The organism is Anaerovibrio lipolyticus LB2005 (assembly GCF_000621545.1).
Taxonomy (GTDB): Bacteria; Bacillota; Negativicutes; order Selenomonadales; family Selenomonadaceae; genus Anaerovibrio; species Anaerovibrio lipolyticus_A.
On record NZ_JHYA01000001.1, the window covers coordinates 305,868 to 326,446 of the forward strand.

The window sequence follows — 20,579 nt, forward strand, 5'->3', positions numbered from 1 at the left end:
TTTATGTCTAAAATTTAATTTTTAAATTTATTATTTGTTTTCGCATGGGACGTATTTGCCAATCAGTTTCACTTCTTGGATATGTCCTCAGCGGTCAATGTCCTCAATAGCCTGGGCTGCACCCATAATGCCAATTACAGCATGCTCGAAGGTGACGCCCCCCTGCATATATACGTTGTATGGAGCACGCATTGGGCCATCAGCACTAAGCTCTATGGATGCCCCCTGTACGAAGGTACCTGCCGCCATAATAATCTGGTCCTCATAGCCTGGCATATCCCATGGCTCAGGAGCGGCAAAGGAATCCACCGGTGAATACTTCTGAATACCCCCGCAGAAGGCAATGAGATTTTCAGGAGTATCCAGCTGTACAGCCTGAATAATATCTCCACGCACATCAGTAGGCAATGGCAGAGTTTTATATCCCAATTTACTGAACAAACCAGCAGCAAATACTGCACCCTTTATAGCCTGAGCCACCACATGAGGAGCCATAAAGAAGCCCTGGAAAATCATGCGGTTATTTGCCAGAGATGCTCCCAGCTCGTCACCCATACCTGGGGAAGTCATTCTGTAGGAAGCCAGCTCCACCAACTCGTCCTTGCCACAGATATAACCGCCGGTAAGGGCAATACCGCCACCCGGGTTCTTGATAAGGGAGCCCGCCATGATATCTGCGCCCACCTGTACTGGCTCTCTTGTATCCACGAATTCACCGTAGCAGTTATCAACAAAGCACACACAATCAGGCTTAATACGATGCACCTCAGCACAAATAGCCTCAATATCATCAATGCTCAATGGATCACGCATGGAATAGCCACGTGAGCGCTGGATAAGCACCATCTTGGTATCCGGTGTCAGCTTACCCTCAATTCCAGCCATATCTACCTTGCCATCCACCATATCAAGCTCATCGTATTTTATTCCAAATTCCTTTAGGGAGCCCTTGCTCTCAGAAGCATAGCCGATTACAGTCTGCATAGTGTCGTATGGAGCACCGGTAATGGACAGCAGCTTATCACCGGGACGCAGAATACCAAAAAGTACAGTAGCCAAAGTGTGGGTACCGGATACAAACTGGGTACGAACCAAAGCCCTTTCTGCCCCAAACACCTTGGCAAACAGCTCGTCTGCCTTCATACGGCCAACATCACTATATGCGTATCCCGATGTAGTATTGAAATGTGATTCCCCCACCTGACACTCCCGCATAGCATCCAATACCTTTAAAGTATTGGCCTCAGCAATAGAGTCAATACGATCAAACATAGGCTGACTTTCAGCCAACACCTGCTTTTTTAATTCAATTAATTTCTCAGAAAATGCCATTATATATAAATACTCCCTAAATTAAATTTCATATTGCTTATATGTTTCAGCATCGGTTACAGGAAGCTCAACCTCCAATACCGTGCCCTTTTCATCATAATCTGTTTTAAGAACATTGCCATCTTCATGGAGACGGGTGATCACATTTCCTTCAGTATATGGAATGCACAATTTTATAATCACCTTCCCCTGATTAAAGAAGGAGGCCAGCTTGTCCCTCAGCTTTTGCAAGTCCTCGGATTTTTTGGCAGAAATAACAACACCTTCACGGCCCTGCAGCATCCGCTGGGCATCAAAATCAGTGCCACCCTTTTCCATTAGCCTGTCAGCCTTGTTAAACACGAAAATGGCAGGCTTTTCCTTTGCCCCGATTTCATCCAGTACCTTAATAACGGCCTTTATTTGCAGCTCGTAATTAGGGTCGCTGGCGTCTACCACGTGGACCAGCAAATCTGCCTCTGTGGTTTCCTCAAGAGTTGCTTGAAAAGCGCTTACCAAGGTATGAGGTAATTTCTGAATAAAGCCTACAGTATCTGTAAGAAGAATCTGAAGCTTTTCATCCAGATCCACCAGACGGGTAGTAGGGTCAAGGGTGGCAAACAGCTTATCCTCAGCCAAAACATCAGAATCTGACAAAGCATTGAGGATAGTGGATTTGCCTGCATTTGTATATCCCACCAAGGCCGCAGAAGCCAGTCTTGACTGTTTGCGCTGATTACGATGTAGCTTGCGCTGATTTTTCAGCTTCTTAAGCTGTTCCTCCAAATCGTGGATTCGCCCATGTATCCGACGACGGTCCATTTCCAGCTTGGTTTCACCAGGACCACGGGTACCTATACCGCCGCCCAGTCTGGACATAACCAGTCCCTGGCCGCCTAATCTTGGCAGATTGTACTTCAGCTGAGCCAGCTCAACCTGTAATTTGCCGGCACTGGAACGGGCCCGCTGGGCAAAAATATCCAATATCAGAGCTGTCCTGTCCACCACCCGAAGGCCGGTGCTTAGCTCTAAATTACGCTGCTGGGATGGGGAAATTTCGTCATCAATCACCAGCAGGTCCGCCTCCACATTCTGGGCCAGCATGGCGATTTCCTCCACCTTGCCCTTTCCAAGAAAATAGGCATTATCCGGCTTGTCCTTGTTCTGGATAACCTCACCCACTATTTCTGCCCCAGCAGTTTCCACTAAGCCACGAAGCTCCGCCAAAGAGTCCTCCACCTGCCAGTCATCCCTGCGGGAGCTGAAGGCTACACCAGCCAAAATAGCCTTTTCTGTATGTTCCTCCGTGTCCTTAAGGCGATTCTTCCCCAGTGCATTATTTACCAGCACAATAAGCTGAACCAAATCAATATTGTTCAGCTCCTTCAATGGCAGCTCCTTGGTACCACTTACCATATAACCGCCATCCTCAGTCAGCTCACCGTTAAGAAAGGCCAGACTGCCATAAATTTTATTGTCCTTTTTGAGACCAATGGCCACCATGCAGTCAAATCGCATACTCCTAAGGGAGGACAAATCTGGGGCCGAAAGTCTTGTATCAGCACTGGGATGGGTATGAACACAGCGAATACCAGATAAGCGGATGGCGCTTCTCTGCTTAATATCCGGCAGCTCCACAGTGGCATCATCACCAATGGAAACCTGCACTACAGTTCCCTTGCGGTTAATGTACACTGCCACCTCACGGCCCAAAATCCCCGTAAGCTCCAGCATTTTTTCCGCTGCCTCCCGGGTAATAATCTGTCCCTGGGGAATTTCCAATTCATAAAGGGCCTCCAACTCCTGGATAACCCCTGATTTTATGTTGTCCAGCTTACCATTTACAACCATAAATCACCTTAAAATCATCTGTTAATGATGTTTTGAATATTTTTCAGGGTAATGGACATGGAACCGTCCTCCTCCTTGAAAAATTCCACAAAATCTGTATTTTCAAAATAATCAGTAGGAATAGTAATCTCAATCCCTGTATCAGTGCTGAGCTTATGCTTTTTCATCTTTTTCAGGGTAGCCTCCTGATTTACCTCCACAGGCTCCGAAAAACCGGCTGTTTCAATAGCGTGATTGTAGTCAGCCGCCATGGAAGGATTATCCTGGAACACCTCACGGCCAACAGCCACAGGATCCAGTACAGCATCCTTTTCCATATTTTCAGCAATGAAGTTCTTTACGGCAGTAACTGCTGCTACCTCATCCTGGCAATAGGCTTCAGTGACCTTCTTCACTGCCTTGTTGATTTCCTTTATGGTCTCAGCGGGAGACGGGGTCTGGGCACATTCCAGAAACAATTCGGGAATAAGATATATGCTATTGCCATCCACATTGTATTTTCGCGACTTGGAAAGAATTTCCATGGTCTCACAGTTAATAAAAACGAATTCGTCAATTTTCTGGGTAAGGCCAGGAAGAATAGCATAATTATTAACCAATTCAGTGGATACCTTGCCATTTTCATCCACATTAATCTGATGTACATAGCCCTGATGATTGTTGCATTTAAAGATAACCAAATATCTTGTTTCATCAATGCGGGCATCACATATAAGCAAATCCGTGGATGAAACGGCCTCTGCTGTGGTCAGTACCTTATAAAGAGCCCCTGCCACCTGACGGGAAAAATCTATAAATTCCATTTCCCCGCCAATATAGCCATCAAGCATAACCTTAAATTCGCTGTTGCCATAGAAGCTGCCCTTCTTGGCGTCCTGGCTGGAAATGGTCTTTTCCACATGCTTAATGAGAAACTCCGCTGTAGCCTCATTCATTTCCAACAAGTCGTCTGAAAAAACCTCATTGGATTCATTTACATCTAAAATATGAAGAATAGCCTTTTCAATAACAACCATATTTTCACCTCAAAAAAGAAGCTGCTGTATTTCACAGCAGCACCAAAATAGCTATATCATTTTATCACGATGGGAATTTACACGCAACTTTTAAAAGCCGGCAAAAATCCAATAAAGTACAGGTGCCACCAGCAGGGACGGCAAATAATCCAGCACCTTTATTTTTGTTAAATTAAGCATATTTAGGCCGATAGCCAAAATCAGCAGACAACCTGTGGATGATATTTCAGCAATAAGCTCATCTGACAGAAAGGGGGAAATATATTCCGCCAACAATACAATACCGCCCTGAAAGAAAAAGGTAAAGGCCGCTGAGCCCATAACACCTATTCCCATGGTAGCAGTAAACATAATCCCCGATACAAAATCCAGCAATGACTTGGTGTACAGCATGGCAAAATCGGCTCGCAGCCCAGCATTTAGGGAGCCCACAATAACCATGGCCCCAACATTCATAATCAGGCAGGATGTAACAAAGGCATTGGCCATCCTAGCCGCTTCACCGGCACCGGCAAAATGGGCCGTAATGCGGGCAGCTGCCCTATTTATCCGGCCATCAAGGTCACATAATTTTCCTATAAATACACCTATTACAACCGCCACAATCAACAATAATATATTTTTTTCCACAATGGCCCCCTGAATGCCGATAACCACAGTACATAGACCAAGGGCTTCCATAATGGCATCAGAAATCCGCTGAGGAATCCCCTTTCTCAGAACCAATCCGATAAGAACACCAATGATAATGGCAACAGTGTTTACAATAACAGCAAAAATGAGATATCACTCCTCAAAAACTTACAACTGCCACTATTTTAGCACTTAGACAAAATATATTACAGTTAATTGTTTCTAAACTTCTCCAAGGTGGACATCAACACCTCTACATTTATAGGCTTACCTATATGGGCATTCATGCCGGACTCCTTGGATTTTTGAATATCCTCTGCAAAGGTATTGGCCGTCATGGCAATAATCGGTATACTCTGGGCATCTGACTTATCAGCCTTTCTTATCTGCACAGTAGCCTCATAGCCGTTCCACTCCGGCATCATAATATCCATCAAAATGGCATCAAAGGTACCAGATGGCTTTTCCATGAAAATGTCATAGGCCTCCCGACCATTTCCTGCCTTAGTCAATATGGCTCCTGCATCCTCCAATATCATGGTGACAATTTCCATATTCAGCTCATTGTCTTCTACCACCAGAATCCGCATCCCCTCAACGGACTTGTCGGATTTCTCTGTCTCCTCATGTTCTTCTGAAACATGATGGTTAATCTTAAATGGCAAGGTCACTCCAAAGGTAGTACCATGTCCCACCAGGCTGTCCACCACAATCTTGCCCTGCATCTTATCCACCAAAGCCTTAACAATGGCCATACCCATACCAGTACCCTGATAACGGCTGCGGGCATCGTCCTTTTCCTGGGTAAATGGCTCAAAGATGTGACGCAAAAACTCCTCGCTTATGCCAATACCGGTATCCTCTACAAAAATATCATAGGTCACCGTATCCTCATCCTCAAAGCCAAGCTGAGCAGAAATATCAATGCTGCCGTTAGGTTTATTATACTTGATGGCATTATTTATTAAATTCATCATTATTTGCTTGAAATGCAATGGACTTCCAATAACATCAGGATATTTCATGCCGCCATTGTCATTATACTTGATGGTAATTCCATTCTCTCGTGCTCTTATACTGCAAATAGCGATTACTTCTGACATAAGCTCTTCAATATTGAATGGATCTTCAGCCAATTCAACATTGTCACTTTCCAGCTTGCTCATATCAAGGACATCGTTAATGAGGCTCAACAAATGGTTGGCCGCTACCTTGGCCTTAACTCTGTTGGCAATTAACAGCTCCACATCATCAGGATGGCGATCAGCAATTTCCATAAGACCAATAATACCATTTAAAGGCGTCCGTATATCGTGGGACATACGGGAAAGGAATTCTGATTTTGCCTTGCTGGCCCTTTCTGCCTTTTCCAAAGCCCTTTCCAAATCACGATGCTGTTTTTTCTCAGTCTTTACCAGCTCCTCATTACGTTTAAGCTGTATATCCACTTCCGCCTTGGCCCGCTTCAGTCCAGTAAGGTATGCGTACAATCCGCACAAAACCAGAATGAAAATCAAGCCACCACTAAATATGAATATAACACTATTATCCCTTATAAAATCCTCAAATGTATACTTGGTATTGGACTGTATATACTTAAATACATAATCAGAAACCACAGATTTATCAATCAGAGCAATTCCTCTGTTAAGTATTGAAAACAGCTCCGAATGATTTCTTGGCACACAGATACAGTAGGACAGGCTGGTGCCTAAAGGCATTGTTTTTATATTGTGATACTTGTAATCATTCAGCCGGTCCTGCAGGAACAATGAGGACATAATCGTACAGGTAGCATCCCCGGACAGTATGGCATCAAAACACTGTTCCACACTGTCATAATGCTTAATTTCACTATCCTTATATGGCTTCAAGACCTTTTTTATTGGATTATGGTACAAGCCAATCGTGGCGAAGGTTTTATCCGAATATTCCCCTCTGTACGCCACATTCATAGGAACGCTCAGGATTTCTGAGGTATAGCTGAATTGATTATCCTCGCTGTAACGCACATCTCCAAAGGCGGGGAAGGACATATCAATCTCATTGCGGGCAAAGCCCTGCATCATATCCCCTAGGGAATCGTACGCCACATACTCTATGGTTACCTTATCTTCAATATTGAGATTTTTCAATATCATATTAAATACGTCTGTGATTACACCGGTCGGGGAACCATCGCTTTCCTGCCCACAAAACGGCATATAGTCCTTAAAATAACCCACCCGCCATAGCTTATGATTACTGAGCCACTTGCTCTCCTCATCGGAAAGGGTACTATTAATCAGGGTAGCGCCATAATTATTAAGCTGCAATTTCTTTATAAAGAATGGATCAGCCCTGTCAATATCAGTCAGAGCATAATTCAGCTCATACAGCAAATCCGGTTTATTTTTATTGACAGCCAAATAGAACGGTTCCTGCCCCACCTTAACCACTGGTGCATAACCGGCATCCACCTTAATATTATTATCTGTTGCTACCACGCCATCAAGAAGACCGGCTGCAAAATCCTTATCCCTTTCATTAAAGCCATCATAATAAATAATATCTAAATCGACATGATTCCTCGCCGCCCACAGCTCCAAAAAATAAGTCATTCGATTATTCTTGATACCACCTATTTTTTTACCATTCATAGTGGAAAAATCATAGGCGTTCATGGTTTGGCTACTGTCATGCTGAAAAACCCAATAATTATCTGTACCCATAGGATAGTCTGGAAACAGCATAGACTTTTTGCGTTCTTCGGTAACAGATACACCAGCCATCAGGTCTATTTCGCCATTTTGCAGCTTTTCAATAAGCTCCGGCCATTCGCCATCGACAAATTCATAGTCCCAGTTGGTATAATTAGCCACTCTGAAGAGGTACTCATAACAATAGCCACTTCTTACCCCATCACTATCCGTTTCCTGGAATCCATAGCTATCGTACCAGCCTACCTTCACTACCTTTGTATGCATATTCCCGGCGGAATAAGCTGTCAATGGAAGACCAATAACAAAAAGGTAAAAAAAGCTAATTACAGCGGCAAACAGCCTTATGAATTTTTTATTTAACATATTTATCATGAAGTATCACCTCATATAAATGTCACAAAGGTATACCTACCTTCATTACATTTCGACAAAGCACCTTTTTTGTCCTTCTTTTCAACAAATTAAAATATATAAAAAAGCGATTCCCAGGGAGACAGCACTTCCAGGAAATCGCTTTATCCAGCATTGATGCGATTTAATAAATAATAATAAATTTACTTTGTGGCTCGTTGACGGATTTCCCGCAAGCGATCCACCATGTGAGCCCTCAACTTTTCCTCCAGCTCCTCCAGATTTTTGGAGTCAAAGGTGTAATTCATTTCCGGAATATTTTTGATACGGGCCTCACCAAAGAATTCACTGCGGAATTCATTATAATAAATGATGAAGTTGCTCTCAATATCAAAATCCGAATAATCAAATACTATATAGGAGCCATTTAGTACCCGAACCATTTGTGTGGGATTAATAAACAGCTTATAGCCCTCCAGCTCCTCCGGCAAAATATCCTTATAGTCCCATTCAGTAATATTAAGAGCCTTGGTCACATAGCTTATGGAATCAGGATTATATATAGCCAGATCATGAACAGCGGATTCCAGGTAATTTTTCAGATGCTGCTCAAATTCACTGAAGGAAGCGGTAATAAACTGCATCAGACAAAACTCTGTAAGCCCCCGTCGAATTTTCAGTTTATATTCCTTTGTTTCCTGATGATAATACGCCACAAGGCCCAGATGCTTCTCCTCATTTACATAGGAAAAGAGCTCAAAGGTATCCCCTACCTCCTCATAGCGTTTAGTATAGACCAGGTCATACATTTCCTTAGGCAGCTCATCAAGATACGCCCAATCAGCAGTTTCCTGCTGTATTTTTTCCAAAACATCAGGCTTCATAAGTATAACCTCTACAGCTTAATTAAAGTACACAATAGTGTCTTCAGGCTTCTTTTCTTCAGTGAAGGCCTCCACCTTCATCTTAAGGGTGTCAATCTCACCATTGCTGTCATACTTCACATGTATAACGCCAGTTACCTTGCCCCACTTACGCTCATTCTTTCTATGATTAAGCTGTTTGAAGGGCGCACCGGTACCGGATATTCCCAAAAACATCATATCATCGGCACAGCAGGCCATACCTACACGACCTACACCATAATGAATGACCCCATCCTTTTGGGCAGAACAGAGATAGCCGTCAAAAATGATACGCTTCTTGTCATAGTGATCAGGGTGGTCCTGCATATCTACAAACCAAGCGCCATAGTCATCCAGCTCCAGTTCAATCTCATCCTTGTCAATGGAAAATGGCAGCTCTGGCTCCTCCTCCACAAAATCCTCCAGATCAGATTCAAAAATAACCTGTGCACGGCGATTTACCACCCGGACATTACGACGAATGTCCTGCTGACGGGTTTCGTGGTCACAACGGTTGAATATAATCAGCTCGCAATAACGGAACAAATCCACAAAGCGATCCTTCATATTCTTTTGGTAAACCTCGAAGGTCTCTGCATTAACCATGCCGATATTCTGGAAATCAAACCATTCCTCCGGAAGGGGAATGTTCATATAATCTCCCGCATTCCACATACCATTGGCCTCAATTAAGACGCTGGAGGGATTGTATTTTTTCTGAAGCTCCTGATAAAACTCAGTGGAAAGCTCCTCCACATCCTCTACCACAATAATCTTGGAATGACTTTCCTGTAGAAGCTCCTCGTCAATTTCTTCCTCGCCTTCCTCACCTAAGATAATTAGGTTACACTCGGCTTTGGCGAACTGATTATTCTGTAAAAAGTCCTTGATTACACTGGTCTTTCCACTTTCCAACAGACCCATAAAGTAATACACAGGAACATTTGGTTTTTCTTTGCTCATTATTTATCTCCCAATTAAGATATATTACTCACCAAGGAAAAGCTCCTTCAAGCTGCCTTCCTGCAGTTTGCTGCCAATAACGCAGAAACGGCCGGTATAATCAGCCGCACCGGTTACTACGCTGCTCTCTCCCGGTACATAGTTGAAATGGAGCCACTCCCCATCGTTGGCGGACATAACAATACCCTTTGCCCTGAGGATAACACCATACTCGTCAGCATTAACCAGCTCTGCCAAAATATCCTTAAGCTCATCGATGGTGAATTTCTTGGTGGTTTCCTGCCCCCAGCTGCCAAATACATCATCTGCATGGTGATGATGGTGATGATCGTGATCATGATGATGGTGCTCATGGTCATGGTCGTGACAGCCACAATTAGGGTCATCACATTCATGGTCATGGTCGTGATGATGTTCATGCTCATCATGGTGGTGATGCTCATGGTCATGATGATGATTGTGATCGTGATCATGATGTTCATGCTCATGACACCCACATTCAGGATCATCACACTCGTGGTCGTGATGGTGGTGATGATGATGCTCCTCAGCCACCTCATCCACATTCAATAATTCACTGTGATGCAGGGCATCCAAAATCTGCTCGCCGGAAATTTTATCCCAAGGAGTTGTTACGATAGGAGCCTTTGGATTATGCTCACGGATAATATCAATGGTTTCCTGGAGCTTCTTCTCATTTACATCCTGGCTGCGGCTGAGAACAATGCAGTCAGCGTGAGCAATCTGATCAATGAAGAACTCACCATAATTTCTGGCATACATCTTGCATTTCTTGGCATGAACCACTGCAATGCTGCCCTCAATTACCACGTCATCATTGCAGACCTTGGAAACAGCAATCTTTACATCAGACAGCTTGCCTACACCAGATGGCTCAATGATAATCCGGTCAGGATTATAGGTTTCCATAACCTGCTTTAAGGACTCCTCAAAGTCACCTACCAAGGAACAGCAGATACAGCCAGAGTTGATCTCCTTGACCTGAACGCCTGCTTCCTTCATGAAGCCGCCATCAATAGCAATCTCACCGAACTCATTTTCAATAAGGCAAATCTTATCGTTAAAGCCCTCATTGATGAGCTTCTGAATCAAAGTTGTCTTACCGGCACCTAAAAAGCCGGAGAATATATTAATTTTAGTCATTCTGCAAAACCTCCATTGTATGATACAAAACTAAAGGAAGTCTTCACGTCACCGCAAAAACAACCTGTAATATTATACATCATTTGCTCTTTTTTTTCCATGAAATCAAAAAGGAGTCAGCAATTGCTGACCCCTTTATTGTTTTCGTCATGTATTATTCAATGTTTACTCCTTGGCACGAAGGACCTTTGTGGTAAACAAAATAACGCATACAACAGCAAAGGCAATACCAACAGGATAGCTGATTTCAGTTCCCAGCTGTAAGCCTTCCTTGGCCTGTAGTATATAGGTACAGGTTACAGCCGACATAAAAGTAGCTGGTATAGCTGCCATTAACCAGGCATTGCTGCCCTTTTTCATTCTGTACAGATAGGTTGCACCGGTCCACAGAACAATCATGGCCAAAGTCTGGTTAGTCCAGGAGAAGTATCTCCAGATAATATCAAAGTTCATCTGGGACAAAACACCACCCACTGCCAAAAGTGGAACTGCAAAGAGCAAACGCTTTACAGCCTTGGACTGGGAAACACCAAACCAGTCAGCCAAAGTAAGACGGGCACTACGGAATGCGGTATCACCAGAAGTAATCGGGCAAGCAATTACACCCAGCATAGCCAGGGTTGCACCTATGTAACCAGTCATACTGCCGTCGCCGCCCATAAAGCCAACGCAAATATCATATACCACGGTACCAGCACCGCCAGCCTTCATGGCTGCGGCCAAGCCACCAGTGCTATCATAGAAGGTTACACCAGCTGCAGCCCAAATCAAGGCAATAATACCCTCAGACACCATGGCTCCATAAAATACAGGGCGACCAAGGCGCTCAGTGGTAAGGCAACGGGACATAATTGGTGACTGGGTAGAATGGAAACCGGAAATAGCTCCGCAAGCCACTGTAATGAACATCAATGGCCAAATAGGCATTGCATCACCCTGTGGATGCAGATTTGCCAGCTGCATTTCCGGCATGGTATGACCGCCAACCCCCATGAGCATACCAGCCATAATGCCCAGTGCCATGATAATAAGGCAGGCACCAAACAGTGGATAGAAACGTGCAATCAAAGTATCAATTGGCAACAAAGTAGCCAGGAAATAGTACAACAATACACATGGCAACACAACCGTTACCGCTACACCTGTCAGTTTGGCCAAGAGGCCTGCAGGTCCTGTCATAAATACAGTACCAACCAATACCAAAAGGACAACGGAGAACACACGCATAATGAACAGCATTGTGCCTCCCATGTGATGTCCTACTACCTCGGAAATACTCTTACCATCCTCACGCAAGGAGATCATTCCTGACAGATAGTCATGAACACCACCTGCAAAGATAGTACCTAATACTATCCAAAAGTACACGGAAGGTCCCCAAAGAGCGCCCCCCAAGGCGCCAAATATTGGACCAAGACCAGCAATATTTAACAGCTGAATCATGAAAACCTTCCAGGTAGGCAAAGGAATATAATCCACGCCATCATTGTGAACTGTTGCCGGAGTGGGATTATCAGTAGGACCAAATATGTTGTCCACTATCTTGCCGTAAACGACATATCCCAAAATCAGTGCAGCCAGCGCACACAAAAAAGTAACCATATACTCTCCCTCTCTTTCCCTATTACTTCTCCACCTGCTCTTTGTATTTTACAGGTACAAGTTAATTATGGCACAAAATTCAGAATATTTAAATCTTTTTTTGAAAAAAATGTAACAATTCTTTTTATCAAACGTGAAAAATCTATTTATTAAAATAAAAAGGACTGCCGAAGCAGTCCAAATTTTATATGGAATTTATTATGTTTCCTCAACTGTTTGCAAATACCACTTTTCCCTTTTCTGCAACCGCCATAAGAGGAAGCTGGCACATATTGCCCGGGTTGACTGATCCAAGGCCAAAGCTATCCAGGCACCTACCAGTCCCATATCCAGGTAATACAGAAAAAAAGCAGTGATTATTGGTCGCAACACCGTGATACTTACAAATGAGTATATGGCCACATGTGCTGATTTGCCAGTACCCCGCAGAATACCGGCACACACCATCTGCTGAGCTTCAGGAAAGCTCACCAAAGCCACTATAAGCATTACAATGCTCCCCAATGGAAGCAAGGATACATCATTTGTATATAGTGAGAATATTTCTTCCCGGAAAAATGCTGTCAGCACAAAGGACACCATTGAAAAGATGGCACTCCATTTAATGCTTACTGACAAAGAGCTTTTCCATTCAGCCATATCCTTGCGCCCCTTGGCATGGCCAGCCATAACCGTGCTACCCTTGCCCAGCCCTCCTGCAAAGCAATAATAAAAATCGCAGAAGTTCATGCATATAGCATGAATAGCGTAAGGAATCATTCCCAGCTCTGCCACCATACGGGTATAGATTACCATACCTATACGTTCAAAGCCCTGCTCGGAAAAAACGCTGCCAAATAACGGCATAAAGTACTTGAAGTATATTCTGTCGGGAATAAATCCACCACTCTTTAGTATTCCCGCCTTCCACAGCATCCAGACAGTATAACTCAGAGTATAGACAGTTCCCACCAAGGTACCTATGGCCGCCCCCCTGACTCCCATGGCAGGGAAAGGACCCAGTCCAAAAATCAACAGGGCATTAACTATAACATTTATGATATTCCCCTGAAGATTTGTTTTCAGTACAATGGAGGTTTCTCCAAAGCCCAGCTGAATTGCCTGTAAAACAGCTGTGATAGAGGTCAGATAAACTGCCCCCAATGCTATCCAGGCGTAATCCAGGGCCAGCTGCAAATAATGCTGCTCTGCCCCCATCCACAATAGCAGTTGGGGAAGATAGGCAAAAAATATTATGTGGAGCACCAACATAATAATTGCCCCTAAAAACAGGGACTGGCGCAATACACGCCCTGCCCGCAGCAATCTTCCGCCACCAAAATATTCTGCCGTCAGTAAAGTAACTGCCGCAGCCAGTGATCTGGCCACAGTAAGCAGCATCATTCGGGGCTGAGTAAATATACTGACAGCGGCAATGGCTGATGCTCCCAGCACGCCGACCATAATCAGGTCCACATTGCTCAGGAGTATCATAAATACCCCCTCCATAGCCGCTGGCAGTGATATCTTAAGGTATTTACGATCCATTGAGGATGAAAAATATCTTTGAAGCATATAAAACTCGCTGAAAAACTTACACTAGCTTATTGGAATCAGTGAACAGAGAAAACAGCATTCAACAAATCCCGGGTATATGGATGAGTTGACTCAGCCAATTTATCTCCGTCCAACTGCTCCATTACTGTTCCCTTTTGCATAACTACTACCTTATGGCTAAACAGACTAACCAGGGCCAAATCATGGCAGATGAAAATATAGGTAATACCCTTTTCCTGCTGCAATTTTACAAGTAGCTTAATGATACTGTCCTGAACAGACACATCCAAGGCACTGGTCGCCTCGTCACAAACAATTACCTCAGGCTCCAAAGCCAAAGCACGGGCAATGGCCACACGCTGACGCTGGCCACCACTCATACTATGTGGATAACGGTTTACAAACTCCACAGGCAAATCCACCTGACGTAACAGCTCCTTAGCCCGTTCCTCCACTTCCCCCTTACTGATAATACCAAAGCTTCTGAGGGGTTCACATATAAGGTCCTTAACCTTCATTTTCGGATTAAAGGCTGTAGCCGGATCCTGAAAAACCATTTGAATATGACGATAATTCTGGCGTTTTTCCTTATTGCTCAGTTTAGTAATATCCTGGCCATGGAACATTACACGGCCGGAGGTAGGTTCATGGATGCCCATTATGGTCTTAACCAGCGTGGACTTTCCACACCCTGACTCACCTACAATAGCTGTTGTCTTCCCCTTGGGAATATCAATACAGATATCATTGCAGGCCCGCAGTACATTACCATCAGACAGCTTAAACTCCTTGGTAATATGTTCAATGCTCATGAGACAATCATTAGTATTATTCTGCTCAGACATAACGCTTGCCTCCAATCGTTGGCACTGAAGCCAGCAAAGTTTTCGTATAATCGCTCTGTGGATTGGTAAGGATATCCTTGGCGTTGCCGTATTCCAGCACCCGTCCGCCGGCCATAACCATGAGTTTGTCCGACATATAGGATGCCACACCGAGATTATGGGTCACCATAATCATAGCAGTACCAGACTCCTTTACCACCTGCATCAGTTCCTTTACTATCTGGGCCTGTGTGGTTACATCAAGAGCCGAGGTAGGCTCATCCGCCAGCAAAAGCTGGGGATGAAAAGTTATTGCCATAGCAATACCTACCCTCTGGCGCATACCACCAGAAAGCTCGAAGGCATAGGAGGAAAGTATATTTTCAGCATTGGGAAGATGCATCCGCTTGAGTATCTCAACGGCCTTGGCATCTGCTTCCGAATCGCTCATATCACTATGAAGCTGAATATACTCTCTAAACTGATGACCTATAGTTTGAACGGGGTTCAGCATATTGCCTGAATCCTGGAAAATCATGGAAATATCCTTGCCTCGCAGTTCACGCCACTCCTTAAGGGAAAGGGCCTTTAAATCCCTTCCCTTAAAGTTGAGGGTTCCCTTGCTCACATGGCCGTCTCCAGATAGCAGCCCCAGGATTGAACGGATAACTGTTGTTTTACCGCTGCCGGATTCACCAACAATAGTCAGAATTTCACCTTCATTTAAAGATAATTTTACATTTTCTACTGTCGGAGTATTGTCTCCATAGGTGATATCCAGGTCATTTATTTCTAGTAACATGGATTGCTCCTTACTTGGATGCTGGCTTAATCAGACTGGTAATCCAATAATAATCGGAAGGGAACATCTTTACACCAGACAACGCATTGTTAAAGATAATGTTGGTCTGAGGGTAACCCAGGAACAGAGCTGCACCATCATCCATGATCATCTGCTGAATCTCAATGATGAGCTGACGACGCTTCTGCTTATCAAACTCTACAGACAAAGCATTGAACTTGGCATCAAGAGCAGGATTGCTGTAGCCGGAACCATTCTGAGGATTGTCACCGTTAATGTTGGACTTCCAATACCAGGAGAGATAAATCTCAGGATCACCGGTATTAGCTGTAGTAATATTGGAAATCAACAGGTCATACTCACCCTTGATACCCATCTGGTCAACCAGATTATAATCTACACTCTTAATGTTAATATCAAAGCCCAGCTTCTTCAAATCTGCCTGTACTGCCTCTGCATAAAGAGGTAACTCAGCACGGCTGTTATAAACCACAAAATCCAGCTTTAATGGCTTACCATCCTTATCCAGGATACCATCACCATTAGTATCAGTCCAACCAGCTTCCTTCAGGAGCTGAGCAGCACGCTCCGGATTATAAGCATTAGGATCCTTTAACTGATCAAAGCCATAATCCATGGATGGTGGTACTGGTGCCTTACCTGGGAGGAAGGTACCCTTTAACAATACCTTATTATAGGTTTCACGATCGCAGCCACAAATCAAAGCAGCACGAACCTTAGGATCCTTCAAAATACCCTTCTGGTTCAGACGGGCCAAAACGGTACGCAGTGAAGAAATTTCATCAATTGTGAAGCTATTATTACCGCGGAAGGAATCCATGTCACCAGCCGCAATATTTACAGCCATATCCACATCACCGGACTGGAGAGCCATAGCGCGGGTGTTAGGATCATCAATGGATGGAATCTCAACGGTATCAAATGGAACCTCGCCGCCCCAATAATTAGGGTTCTTCTTCATTACGGATTTTTCCTTTACGAAGGATTCAACCATATATGGACCGGTGCAGATTGGACCCTCCTTGGAGAAATCACGGCTGCTCTCTGCAGTTGTATCAACAATGATAAACAAAGGATCAGCCAGGAAGCCAGCCATATTAGGGGTTGGCTTATCAGTGGTAATAATAAGGTTCTGACCCTCTGCCTTAATGGAAGTATACTTAAAGAAGGTAGCGGCACGGCTATTCTTGGCAAATGCCCGCTCGATAGAAGCCTTTACAGCCTCGGCAGTCAATGGATTACCATTGGAGAACTTTACACCATCGCGAATCTTAAAGGTCCAGGTCAGCTTATCATCACTAACCTTCCACTCCTCAGCCAACCAAGGCTGAACATTCATCTTCTCATCAAACTTGGCAAGACACTCACCTAAGCCATAACGCATAACAACCCAACCAAAGAAGTTCTCAGTTGGCTCCAGGGTATCAGCAAAGTTGGTAACACCAACCTTCAAAACGCCCTTATTAACGGCATCACTACCGGCAGAACCACCGCAACCAGCGATTACTACTGCAGCCATAGCAGTACACAATCCCACACTGATGGCTTTCCAGATTTTCTTTGTCCTGAAAAAATTCATTTTTTTCATCCTTTCCATTTTCATATAACATAATATGAATCAAGTCTGACGTGGATCTAAAATATCCCGCAAACTATCTCCCCAAAGATTAAAGATGGCTACCACAATAAATATAGCCATACCAGGATACACCATGAGCCAAGGGGCTGTCTGTATATACTGACGACCCTCGTTAAGCATCAGACCCCACTCAGGAGTTGGCGGCTGAGCACCGAAGCCCAGGAATGAAAGTCCGGCTATTTCCATCATCATGGTACCGATATCCATGGCAGCAGTAATAACTACCATTGGCAGGGTATTAGGCAAAATATGCTGCCAAATTATCATCTTGGTACTGGTACCACACAGCTGAGCAGCAGTAATAAAATCCTGATTGCGGATTTTCAATACCAAGCTGCGCACCAATCGGGCATATTTAGCCCAGCTTACCACGCACAGAGCCAATATTGTATTAATAACACTTCCACCCATGATACCGGCTATAGCAATGGCCAAAACGATACCTGGGAAGGACAGCATCATGTCAGTAAACCGCATGAGCACCATTTCAATCTTGCCACCGAAGTAGCCAGCCATGGTTCCCACAAAGGTACCTACCACAGCTACCAGCACCACCAGACAGATAGTCATAAATAATGAGGTTTGGGTACCACAAATAATTCTGGATAGGGTATCACGGCCCATCTTATCGGTTCCCAACAGATGCTCAGCGGAAGGCGTCTGCAACGCATTCTTCATTTCCCCCACCAGTGGGTCCTGAGGAGCAAGCCAAGGTGCAAAAATAGCTACCAATATAATCAATACTACCAAGGCAGAATATATTGAAAACTGTTTATTGGCTTTAATTCTGGACATTAAATTACTATCAACATCCATATTAATGTCCATATTGACATTACTAACCCCATGTCCATGGGAAAAAGTCTTAGTATGAGCCATTATCTTGCCTCCTTTTTGAGTCGAGGATCAAGCCATGAATATGACATATCTACCAATAGATTTATCACCATATAAACAATGGCAATCCAAAGTACAAAGCCTTCAATTAGAGGATAATCACGCATGGAAATAGCCCGCACTGCCATATTTCCAATTCCTGGCCAGGAGAAGACCATCTCAATAACGGCCACACCACCTAAAAGCCATCCAATGGACATGCCCAACAGAGTAATTAGAGGTAAAATCGCATTTGGCAGCACATGCTTCCATAAAATTGTGGTTTCTGAAAGGCCTCGTGCTCTGGCCCCTACCACATAATCATGATTTAACTCCTCTAAGATTACGGTGCGCACCTGGCGCATGTATTTTGAAGACATATAAATTGCCAATGTAAGAGCAGGCAGGACAATTCCCGCTGCGGTTACTTCAGACTGGGCAATTGGAAACAAGCGTAGCTTCAATCCAAAGAAATAAAGCAGCAGCAAGCCTATCCAAAAGCTAGGCATGGACACCCCGATAAAGGAAAGGCCTCTGACAATATAATCAGGCAGCTTATTACGCTTTACTGCCGACCATATACCAAGGGGCAAGGAAATAATCAGCACAAATATAATTGTGACTACAGCCAACAGCAGGGTCCCGGCAAAGCCCTCCAGCAGCTTATCCACCACTGGCTTTTTCGCCGAATAGGACATGCCCATATCTCCGTGGAGCACACCTCCGGCCCAATTTACATACTGCACCAAGAACGGTTGATCCAACCCTAAATCATGTCGGGTCTGTTCCACCAGCTCAGCAGATACCACTGTATCTGCCGTCTCCAGCAGCATAGATACAGGGTCTCCTGGTGCCAACCAGGTCAGACAGAAGGTGAGAAAGCTAACTCCAATTAAGGTTCCCAGCATCTGCAATAATCGTCCTACAATCCTTTTCAAAAAAAATCCTCTCCTTGTCAAAGCATAAAAAAAGCCTGTCTGCAACGCACAGACAGGCAAAGAGATTTCAGACCAAAATACCAGACAGGTACCCCTGAAATATCCAACCTCCCTGTCGCTCGCAGGTAATAATGGTGAATGCTAATCAGGCAGTTCTTCTGGCTCCAGGTCATCATGAATGTTGTGCCTTCCCAAAGAAGCTTGTCCTTCTTCAGTGACTGGATAGCTCAAATCCTATCCGTACAACATCACTCTCTGTTACAGTGGCGGGACCGCTTCGGCTTATACCGAATTCCCTATTAAGTCTTTCGACACCCGATTCTCTATATACATTTTTTAGTGAAACATTGGTAGTATAGCATTTTTAATCATTATTTGTCAAACGATTTTATGCTATCATTCTAAGCTTATTGTCCTAGAGTAATTATATATTTTTTGTTAAAAAATATTATAATTACATTCAAAAAGCCCTGTGGTATAACCACAGGGCTTTGTTTCGATAATATGAAATTATCTCTTGGAGAACTGGGACGCCTTACGGGCCTTCTTGAGACCGTACTTACGACGCTCTTTCTCTCTAGGGTCACGAGTTACGAAACCAGCCTTCTTCAGTGCTGGACGAAGATCGCCATCGAGAACCATAAGTGCACGGGTAATGCCATGACGGATAGCGCCTGCCTGACCGGAAGCACCGCCGCCCTTTACATCAGCGATTACATCATACTTATCAACAGTCTCAGTCAGCTCCAAAGGCTGTCTTACGATCAGCTCAAGAGTCTTGAGACCAAAATACTCATCCATTGCGCGACCATTGATGGTCACCTTGCCTTCACCTGGAACAAGACGAACTCTTGCAATGGAAGACTTTCTGCGGCCTGTGCCGTAGTAGCTAGCTAATGCCATTTTAAATGTTCCTCCTTCCAAGTATTAGCGAATGTTCAGCTTGAGCTCTTCTGGCTGCTGTGCAGCATGAGGATGCTCGGAACCAGCATATACATTCAGCTTTCTATACATCTGCTCACCAAGACGGTTGTGTGGAAGCATACCACGGATAGCCTTCTCAACAACGCGAGTTGGGAACTTCTCCATCATCTGACCAGCTGGGGTGAAAGTAGTTCCACCAGTGTAACCGGAATGACGGAAATAAATCTTATCAGTTAACTTCTTACCAGTGAATACAACCTTCTCTGCATTGATAACGATAACGAAATCACCACAATCAACATGTGGAGTGAAGGTTGGTTTATGTTTACCGCGAAGAACTTTTGCAACTTCAGCAGCTAATCTACCTACAGTCTGACCTTCAGCGTCTACAACATACCATTTACGCTCTACGTTCTGAGCATTTGCCATAAACGTTGTCTTCATGCGATATATCCCTCCCATAAATTTTAATTTTTATTTTTCTAATTTGGGTTGTGAAGTGTAGTCGGCCTCCGGGGCTA

17 protein-coding genes and 1 riboswitch are annotated in these 20,579 nt (G+C 44.2%); all 17 genes read right to left on the reverse strand.

All coding sequences use genetic code 11. From position 1 onward, the window contains the following. Positions 1-87: 87 nt before the first annotated feature. The 17 genes from T355_RS0101545 to rplM all read right to left on the reverse strand — a co-directional run bounded on the left by T355_RS0101545 (position 88) and on the right by rplM (position 20,502). Positions 88-1,332, reverse strand: coding sequence for an aminotransferase class I/II-fold pyridoxal phosphate-dependent enzyme (locus tag T355_RS0101545; protein WP_027396210.1), 1,245 nt, complete (start codon positions 1,330-1,332; stop codon positions 88-90). Between the two features lie 21 nt (positions 1,333-1,353). Then, positions 1,354-3,162 carry a GTPase HflX gene (gene hflX / locus T355_RS0101550; protein ID WP_027396211.1) on the reverse strand — a complete coding sequence of 603 codons (1,809 nt, stop codon included), beginning with the start codon at positions 3,160-3,162 and terminating at the stop codon, positions 1,354-1,356. A 14-nt stretch (positions 3,163-3,176) separates the two neighbouring features. Further along, on the reverse strand, positions 3,177-4,178 hold the full coding sequence (locus T355_RS0101555; protein ID WP_027396212.1) for a nucleoid-associated protein: 1,002 nt from the start codon (positions 4,176-4,178) through the stop codon (positions 3,177-3,179). A gap of 90 nt (positions 4,179-4,268) precedes the next feature. Further along, positions 4,269-4,958: a DUF554 domain-containing protein gene (locus T355_RS0101560; RefSeq protein ID WP_027396213.1), complete on the reverse strand. Its 690-nt coding sequence runs from the start codon at positions 4,956-4,958 to the stop codon at positions 4,269-4,271. 65 nt (positions 4,959-5,023) lie between these two features. Next, a complete protein-coding gene (locus tag T355_RS0101565) occupies positions 5,024-7,885 on the reverse strand; it encodes an ATP-binding protein (protein WP_027396214.1) in 2,862 nt (953 codons plus the stop codon). A 182-nt stretch (positions 7,886-8,067) separates the two neighbouring features. Continuing rightward, positions 8,068-8,748: a hypothetical protein gene (locus T355_RS0101570; RefSeq protein WP_027396215.1), complete on the reverse strand. Its 681-nt coding sequence runs from the start codon at positions 8,746-8,748 to the stop codon at positions 8,068-8,070. An 18-nt stretch (positions 8,749-8,766) separates the two neighbouring features. Then, positions 8,767-9,732, reverse strand: a complete 966-nt coding sequence (locus T355_RS13170) for a GTP-binding protein (protein ID WP_051555306.1) — start codon at positions 9,730-9,732, stop codon at positions 8,767-8,769. A gap of 24 nt (positions 9,733-9,756) precedes the next feature. Continuing rightward, positions 9,757-10,896, reverse strand: coding sequence for a CobW family GTP-binding protein (locus T355_RS0101580; protein ID WP_027396216.1), 1,140 nt, complete (start codon positions 10,894-10,896; stop codon positions 9,757-9,759). A gap of 165 nt (positions 10,897-11,061) precedes the next feature. Next, positions 11,062-12,498: a carbon starvation protein A gene (locus T355_RS0101585; protein WP_027396217.1), complete on the reverse strand. Its 1,437-nt coding sequence runs from the start codon at positions 12,496-12,498 to the stop codon at positions 11,062-11,064. A gap of 198 nt (positions 12,499-12,696) precedes the next feature. Then, on the reverse strand, positions 12,697-14,052 hold the full coding sequence (locus tag T355_RS0101590) for an MATE family efflux transporter (RefSeq protein ID WP_027396218.1): 1,356 nt from the start codon (positions 14,050-14,052) through the stop codon (positions 12,697-12,699). Between the two features lie 38 nt (positions 14,053-14,090). Further along, the gene (locus T355_RS0101595) at positions 14,091-14,879 is read right to left on the reverse strand and encodes an ABC transporter ATP-binding protein (RefSeq protein WP_027396219.1); all 789 of its coding nucleotides are present in this window, start codon (positions 14,877-14,879) and stop codon (positions 14,091-14,093) included. Continuing rightward, positions 14,872-15,660: an ABC transporter ATP-binding protein gene (locus tag T355_RS0101600; protein WP_027396220.1), complete on the reverse strand. Its 789-nt coding sequence runs from the start codon at positions 15,658-15,660 to the stop codon at positions 14,872-14,874. The genes T355_RS0101595 and T355_RS0101600 overlap by 8 nt, the downstream gene beginning before the upstream one ends. 10 nt (positions 15,661-15,670) lie before the next feature. Next, positions 15,671-17,260, reverse strand: a complete 1,590-nt coding sequence (locus T355_RS0101605) for an ABC transporter substrate-binding protein (RefSeq protein ID WP_027396221.1) — start codon at positions 17,258-17,260, stop codon at positions 15,671-15,673. 39 nt (positions 17,261-17,299) lie between these two features. Continuing rightward, a complete protein-coding gene (gene nikC / locus T355_RS0101610) occupies positions 17,300-18,115 on the reverse strand; it encodes a nickel transporter permease (protein WP_027396222.1) in 816 nt (271 codons plus the stop codon). A gap of 83 nt (positions 18,116-18,198) precedes the next feature. Next, positions 18,199-19,134: a nickel ABC transporter permease gene (gene nikB / locus T355_RS0101615; RefSeq protein WP_027396223.1), complete on the reverse strand. Its 936-nt coding sequence runs from the start codon at positions 19,132-19,134 to the stop codon at positions 18,199-18,201. 130 nt (positions 19,135-19,264) lie between these two features. Continuing rightward, positions 19,265-19,468: riboswitch (cobalamin riboswitch) on the reverse strand. A gap of 176 nt (positions 19,469-19,644) precedes the next feature. Next, positions 19,645-20,037, reverse strand: a complete 393-nt coding sequence (rpsI, locus tag T355_RS15110; RefSeq protein ID WP_027396224.1) for a 30S ribosomal protein S9 — start codon at positions 20,035-20,037, stop codon at positions 19,645-19,647. A gap of 24 nt (positions 20,038-20,061) precedes the next feature. After that, positions 20,062-20,502, reverse strand: a complete 441-nt coding sequence (rplM, locus tag T355_RS15115) for a 50S ribosomal protein L13 (RefSeq protein ID WP_027396225.1) — start codon at positions 20,500-20,502, stop codon at positions 20,062-20,064. Positions 20,503-20,579: the final 77 nt, after the last annotated feature.

What these genes read in the sequence shown, in the direction of transcription:
- hflX (WP_027396211.1), bottom strand. Translation starts at nt 3,162, where the DNA reads ATGGTTGTAAATGGTAAGCTGGACAACATAAAATCAGGGGTTATCCAG.
- T355_RS0101590 (WP_027396218.1), bottom strand. Translation starts at nt 14,052, where the DNA reads ATGCTTCAAAGATATTTTTCATCCTCAATGGATCGTAAATACCTTAAG.
- T355_RS0101595 (WP_027396219.1), bottom strand. Translation starts at nt 14,879, where the DNA reads ATGTCTGAGCAGAATAATACTAATGATTGTCTCATGAGCATTGAACAT.
- T355_RS13170 (WP_051555306.1), bottom strand. Translation starts at nt 9,732, where the DNA reads ATGAGCAAAGAAAAACCAAATGTTCCTGTGTATTACTTTATGGGTCTG.
- rpsI (WP_027396224.1), bottom strand. Translation starts at nt 20,037, where the DNA reads ATGGCATTAGCTAGCTACTACGGCACAGGCCGCAGAAAGTCTTCCATT.
- T355_RS0101580 (WP_027396216.1), bottom strand. Translation starts at nt 10,896, where the DNA reads ATGACTAAAATTAATATATTCTCCGGCTTTTTAGGTGCCGGTAAGACA.
- nikC (WP_027396222.1), bottom strand. Translation starts at nt 18,115, where the DNA reads ATGTCCAGAATTAAAGCCAATAAACAGTTTTCAATATATTCTGCCTTG.
- T355_RS0101600 (WP_027396220.1), bottom strand. Translation starts at nt 15,660, where the DNA reads ATGTTACTAGAAATAAATGACCTGGATATCACCTATGGAGACAATACT.
- T355_RS0101570 (WP_027396215.1), bottom strand. Translation starts at nt 8,748, where the DNA reads ATGAAGCCTGATGTTTTGGAAAAAATACAGCAGGAAACTGCTGATTGG.
- T355_RS0101555 (WP_027396212.1), bottom strand. Translation starts at nt 4,178, where the DNA reads ATGGTTGTTATTGAAAAGGCTATTCTTCATATTTTAGATGTAAATGAA.
- T355_RS0101565 (WP_027396214.1), bottom strand. Translation starts at nt 7,885, where the DNA reads ATGATAAATATGTTAAATAAAAAATTCATAAGGCTGTTTGCCGCTGTA.
- T355_RS0101605 (WP_027396221.1), bottom strand. Translation starts at nt 17,260, where the DNA reads ATGAATTTTTTCAGGACAAAGAAAATCTGGAAAGCCATCAGTGTGGGA.
- rplM (WP_027396225.1), bottom strand. Translation starts at nt 20,502, where the DNA reads ATGAAGACAACGTTTATGGCAAATGCTCAGAACGTAGAGCGTAAATGG.
- T355_RS0101585 (WP_027396217.1), bottom strand. Translation starts at nt 12,498, where the DNA reads ATGGTTACTTTTTTGTGTGCGCTGGCTGCACTGATTTTGGGATATGTC.
- T355_RS0101545 (WP_027396210.1), bottom strand. Translation starts at nt 1,332, where the DNA reads ATGGCATTTTCTGAGAAATTAATTGAATTAAAAAAGCAGGTGTTGGCT.